The sequence below is a fragment of the Brevundimonas sp. genome, from assembly GCF_036677305.1.
GTDB lineage: Bacteria > Pseudomonadota > Alphaproteobacteria > Caulobacterales > Caulobacteraceae > Brevundimonas.
This window is the reverse complement of the sequence record NZ_JAKFEB010000204.1, coordinates 1-4,057: the sequence shown is the minus strand read 5'-3', so window position 1 is coordinate 4,057 and position 4,057 is coordinate 1. Positions and strand designations below refer to the sequence as shown.

Genomic DNA, 4,057 nt, shown 5'->3' with positions numbered 1-4,057 from the left:
AACAGGGGGCTTTCGCCGATCTCGACCGCGGCCTCGCGGATCTTGCCGAAGTCGCCGGCGTCGATCTCCCCCTTGCGCAGCTTGTCCGACGACACGCCCGACGCGTCGGCGAGGATACGCATGGCCAGCTGCTCGGCCGACATTTCCAGCGAGTAGAAGGCCACCACCCCGCCGCTGACGGTCTTGCGGCCCTCGGGCGTCGGCTCCCAGCGGTAGCTTCGGGCGACGTTGAAGGCGATGTTGGTGGCCAGCGCCGTCTTGCCCATCGACGGGCGGCCGGCGAGGATCAGCAGGTCGGACGGGTGCAGCCCGCCCAGTTTCTGGTCGAGGTCATCAAGGTTGGTGGCCAGGCCGGCCAGCTTGCCGTCGCGCTGATAGGCCTCGGCCGCCATCTGCACCGCGCCCGACAGGGCGCTGGAGAAGCTGACGAAGCCCGACGACGGCTTGCCCGTCTCGGCCAGGGTGTAGAGCCGCTGCTCCGCCTGTTCGATCTGGTCGATGGCGGCGGTTTCGGGCTGGGGCGCCTCGCGCACGATCTCGCCGCCGATGCGGATCAGGTCGCGGCGCAGGGCCAGGTCGTAGACGACGCGGGCGTAGTCGGGGGCGTTGGCCGCCGGCGGGGCGCGGTCGACCAGATCGGCGAGGTAGCGCAGACCGCCGAACTCCTGGAAGGCCGGGTCCTGCTTGAACCGCTCCATCAGGATGGTGGGCTCGGCCAGCATGCCCTGACGGATGTGATCCTCGATCGCCTCATAGAGCCGCTGGTGGAAGGGCTCGTAGAAATGACTGCCGCGCAGCCGGTCGCTGAGCCGTTCGAACACCGCATTGTCGAACATCAGCGAGCCCAGCAGGGCCTGCTCGGCCTCCAGATTGTGGGGCATCGACGGGATGGACCCCGAGTCCGAGGGACCGGGGAAGGCGAGCGGTGCGAAGGCGTTCATGGGGCTCATGTCTTACCCATGCGCGCGGCCTACGTCAGTCTTGGTCGCAGGCTTGGAAGGGGACAGATTCGGCGCTCTGTGGACGACCGCGAATTCCGTAGCCGGATCAGTTAACGGCGCCGCTGGAACCCGATCAGGCCGGGCAGGGATACCGCGAACGCATCCACGACCGGATGCCGTCGGTGACGTTCATCCGCTGACGCCGGGCCTCGGGAATGCCGTTCAGGAAGGCCAGAAGCTGGCGCACGTCCAGATTGATGCGTTCCGGCGGGCAGGCGGGCGGCGTCCGTCCGGCGGTCCGGGCGGTCTCGATCTCGTTTCCGACCGACCGGAAGGCCCGTTCCGCCTCGCCCTTCAGCCGGTGCGCATCGGGACGCAGCATGGCGGTCGGGTTGAGCGGGATCCGGTTGGCGCGGGTGACGAAGTCGTCCAGCGTCATGCCGGACTGGGCCAGGGCGGAACCGGCGGCCAGACAGGCGACCAAGCCTACGACAAGTCCAATTTTCTTCATGGCGGATCTCCCCGGACGCCCCAGTTTGCCCGGACATGCACGACCAGACAACGGCGGTCGCGCAAGCAAAAGGGGCGCGCCCGGCTGGACGCGCCCCTCAAGTCTTTCAGCCGTGGGGCTGGGCTCAGGCAGCGCAAGGCGCGCTGGCCGAAGGCAAGACGCCTCAGGCTTCCGAACCCAGGCCTTCCTGCTGGCCGGCGCCGCCGGCGACCATGTCCTTGGCCTGTTCGAGGGCCGCTTCGCGGTCCTCGTCGTAGGCGGCCTTGATCACGTCCTCGCCCTTCGCCTGACGTTCGGCTTCGTCTGCCGAGCGGGCGATGTTGATCTTGATCGTGGCCGAGACCTCGGCGTGCAGGCGAACCAGCACTTCGTGGACGCCCAGGGTCTTGATCGGGGTGTTGAGCACGATCTGGCTGCGCTCGATCTTGCCGCCTTCGGCCGTGACGGCCTCGACGACGTCGCGAGCGGCGACCGATCCGTACAGCTGACCCGTCTCACCGGCTTGCCGGATCATGACATAGGTCTGGCCGTCGATCTTCGAGCCGATGGCGCCTGCGTCGGCCTTGTTCTTCTCGTTGCGGGCCTCGATGGCGGCGCGGTCGAGTTCGAAGGCCTTCAGGTTCGCCGACGTGGCCCGACGGGCCTTGTCGCGCGGCAGGAGGAAGTTACGGGCGAAGCCGTCCTTGACGGACACGACGTCGCCGATGGCGCCGAGATTCTCGACGCGTTCAAGCAGAACGACCTTCATCTTACTTCACCACGTAGGGCAGGAGGGCCAGGTAGCGAGCGCGCTTGATGGCCTTGGCCAGTTCGCGTTGCTTGATCTGGGAAACGGCCGTGATGCGCGAAGGGACGATCTTGCCGCGTTCGCTGATGTAGCGTTGCAGCAGTTTGACGTCCTTGTAGTCGATCTTCGGCGCTTGCGGGCCCGTGAACGGGCACACCTTGCGGCGGCGATAGAAGGGACGGCGGGCCGGGCCGGAGCCGGCCGGCGCGCCCGGCGACGGGGCGGTGGTGTCGGTCATGTTCCGGTTCCCTTAGAAGGTTGCTTCGGCGGCGGCGTCGTCACGCGGCGTACGCTCGCGTTCACGTTCGCGCTCGCGCTCGCGGCGGGCCAGCAGCGGCGACAGTTCCAGGTCGAGCTCCTCGACGCGGACGGTCAGCCAGCGCAGGACGTCTTCGTTGATCGACAGCTGACGTTCCACTTCGGCCATGGCGGCGGGCGGGCAGTCGACGGCGAGCAGCGAATAGTGCGCCTTGCGGTTCTTTTTGACCCGGTAGGTCAGGTTGCGCAGACCCCAGTACTCGATCTTGGCGACGGTGCCGCCGCCGGCTTCGATCAAGCCCTTGATGGTGTCGTTCAGCGCTTCGGCCTGTTGCGCGGAGATATCCTGGCGCGACATGACCGTGTGCTCGTAAAGAGCCATGCGGTAGTCTCCCTTGTAGGGCGTCGGCGCGAGGGGACCGGGTAAGTCCTCTCCCACGATGGATCCTGGCGCGGCGGCCGGGATGACTTCCCGAACCCTTTGGTGCTCCGCAGCCAGGACCGAAGCCCTGGAAAGGCGGCGCGTATAGGGGAAAAGGGCCGGCGGGGCAAGCGCGGTCGTCCGGCGTCCTGAACGTCGGCGGGTCAGCCGAGACTGCGCGACAGCCAGCCGATCGGCCCCAGCGCCGCGAAGGCCAGGACGATCATGTGCCACCACAGCCGGCGCACGAAAATCAGGGAGACGAAGAGCAGCAGGACGAGCAGATCGACGAGATGCTGTTCGATGAAGGCCGCAGGCCCCTCTCCCGCCAGAACCCACTGCACGGCGCCCATCGCGAGGGCCCAGCCGAGGCTGGCGGCGAACAGGCTCCATAGATAGGGGCCGTTGCGGTCGTAATAGAGCCGCAGGTCGATCCCGCCCGCGGGGATGTCGTCGGGCAGGGCGGCGGCCGCCAGCAGGAACAGAAGCACCAGCTCGACCAGAAGGGGCAGGAACTGTCCGATGGTCATCGGCGTGTCCTGGGGGCTGTAGATGCTCCACCAGATCTGGATGATCGTCATCGCGATCAGCGCGGCGGTGACCGGCGCCGCCCAGTGCCACCGGACGGACCCGCCGGCGCGGATCAGCCGGTTCAGGCTGACCAGGATGTCGACGATCGCCAGGCCGACGATGATCGAGGCCATCACCGAGGTGTATTCGAACGCGCTCATCCCGCTCCCCGAACCGCGTCGGGCGAGCTTAGGCCGCTTTCAGCCGGGCGGCAAAACCGGTCGGCAGCCTAGCCCTGGGGCCGAATGACCATGCAGGTCACGCGGCGCTCGGCCAGGGCGGCGCAGGCTCCCTGGGCGGCCTGTTCGCTCATGCCGGTGAAGCGCGAGCGATACCAGCCTTCGGCGTTCTGGACCGTGCGTTCGGCGGACGCGAACTGGGTGCGGAAGCGGCGATTGACCTCGGTCAGCCAGTTGCTGGCCACCGTCTCGTCGCGGAAGGCGCCGACCTGGACAGACCAGGCGCCCGCGGGGGTCCGGGCGGGCGGACGTGCGGCGGGGCGGGCCGGGGGCGGCGCGGCGCGCGCCGGGGCGTTGCAGCCATTCAGCGTCGCGGTCAGATCGGCGGTC

The 4,057-nt window shown here is 68.2% G+C and carries 7 protein-coding genes; all 7 read right to left on the bottom strand.

What is annotated here, in order from left to right:
• Nucleotides 1-941 (bottom strand): DnaB-like helicase C-terminal domain-containing protein (locus tag V6M42_RS11965; RefSeq protein WP_332678649.1); only part of this gene is annotated, 941 nt, incomplete at its 3' end.
• Nucleotides 942-1,074: 133 nt separating this feature from the next.
• Nucleotides 1,075-1,452 carry a hypothetical protein gene (locus tag V6M42_RS11960; RefSeq protein WP_332678648.1) on the bottom strand — a complete coding sequence of 126 codons (378 nt, stop codon included), beginning with the start codon at nucleotides 1,450-1,452 and terminating at the stop codon, nucleotides 1,075-1,077.
• Between the two features lie 163 nt (nucleotides 1,453-1,615).
• The gene (gene rplI, locus V6M42_RS11955) at nucleotides 1,616-2,200 is read right to left on the bottom strand and encodes a 50S ribosomal protein L9 (protein ID WP_332678646.1); all 585 of its coding nucleotides are present in this window, start codon (nucleotides 2,198-2,200) and stop codon (nucleotides 1,616-1,618) included.
• A 1-nt stretch (nucleotide 2,201) separates the two neighbouring features.
• On the bottom strand, nucleotides 2,202-2,477 hold the full coding sequence (gene rpsR, locus V6M42_RS11950) for a 30S ribosomal protein S18 (protein WP_055828934.1): 276 nt from the start codon (nucleotides 2,475-2,477) through the stop codon (nucleotides 2,202-2,204).
• A 12-nt stretch (nucleotides 2,478-2,489) separates the two neighbouring features.
• The gene (gene rpsF, locus V6M42_RS11945) at nucleotides 2,490-2,879 is read right to left on the bottom strand and encodes a 30S ribosomal protein S6 (protein ID WP_056615127.1); all 390 of its coding nucleotides are present in this window, start codon (nucleotides 2,877-2,879) and stop codon (nucleotides 2,490-2,492) included.
• A 203-nt stretch (nucleotides 2,880-3,082) separates the two neighbouring features.
• A complete protein-coding gene (locus V6M42_RS11940; protein ID WP_332659267.1) occupies nucleotides 3,083-3,649 on the bottom strand; it encodes a hypothetical protein in 567 nt (188 codons plus the stop codon).
• A 68-nt stretch (nucleotides 3,650-3,717) separates the two neighbouring features.
• On the bottom strand, nucleotides 3,718-4,057 hold a 340-nt coding region (locus V6M42_RS11935), incomplete at its 5' end, for an SPOR domain-containing protein (RefSeq protein ID WP_332678644.1).

Bases quoted from the DNA above. Each gene is read 5' to 3' on its own strand.
- V6M42_RS11960 (WP_332678648.1), bottom strand. From the start codon at position 1,452: ATGAAGAAAATTGGACTTGTCGTAGGCTTGGTCGCCTGTCTGGCCGCC.
- rplI (WP_332678646.1), bottom strand. From the start codon at position 2,200: ATGAAGGTCGTTCTGCTTGAACGCGTCGAGAATCTCGGCGCCATCGGC.
- rpsR (WP_055828934.1), bottom strand. From the start codon at position 2,477: ATGACCGACACCACCGCCCCGTCGCCGGGCGCGCCGGCCGGCTCCGGC.
- rpsF (WP_056615127.1), bottom strand. From the start codon at position 2,879: ATGGCTCTTTACGAGCACACGGTCATGTCGCGCCAGGATATCTCCGCG.
- V6M42_RS11940 (WP_332659267.1), bottom strand. From the start codon at position 3,649: ATGAGCGCGTTCGAATACACCTCGGTGATGGCCTCGATCATCGTCGGC.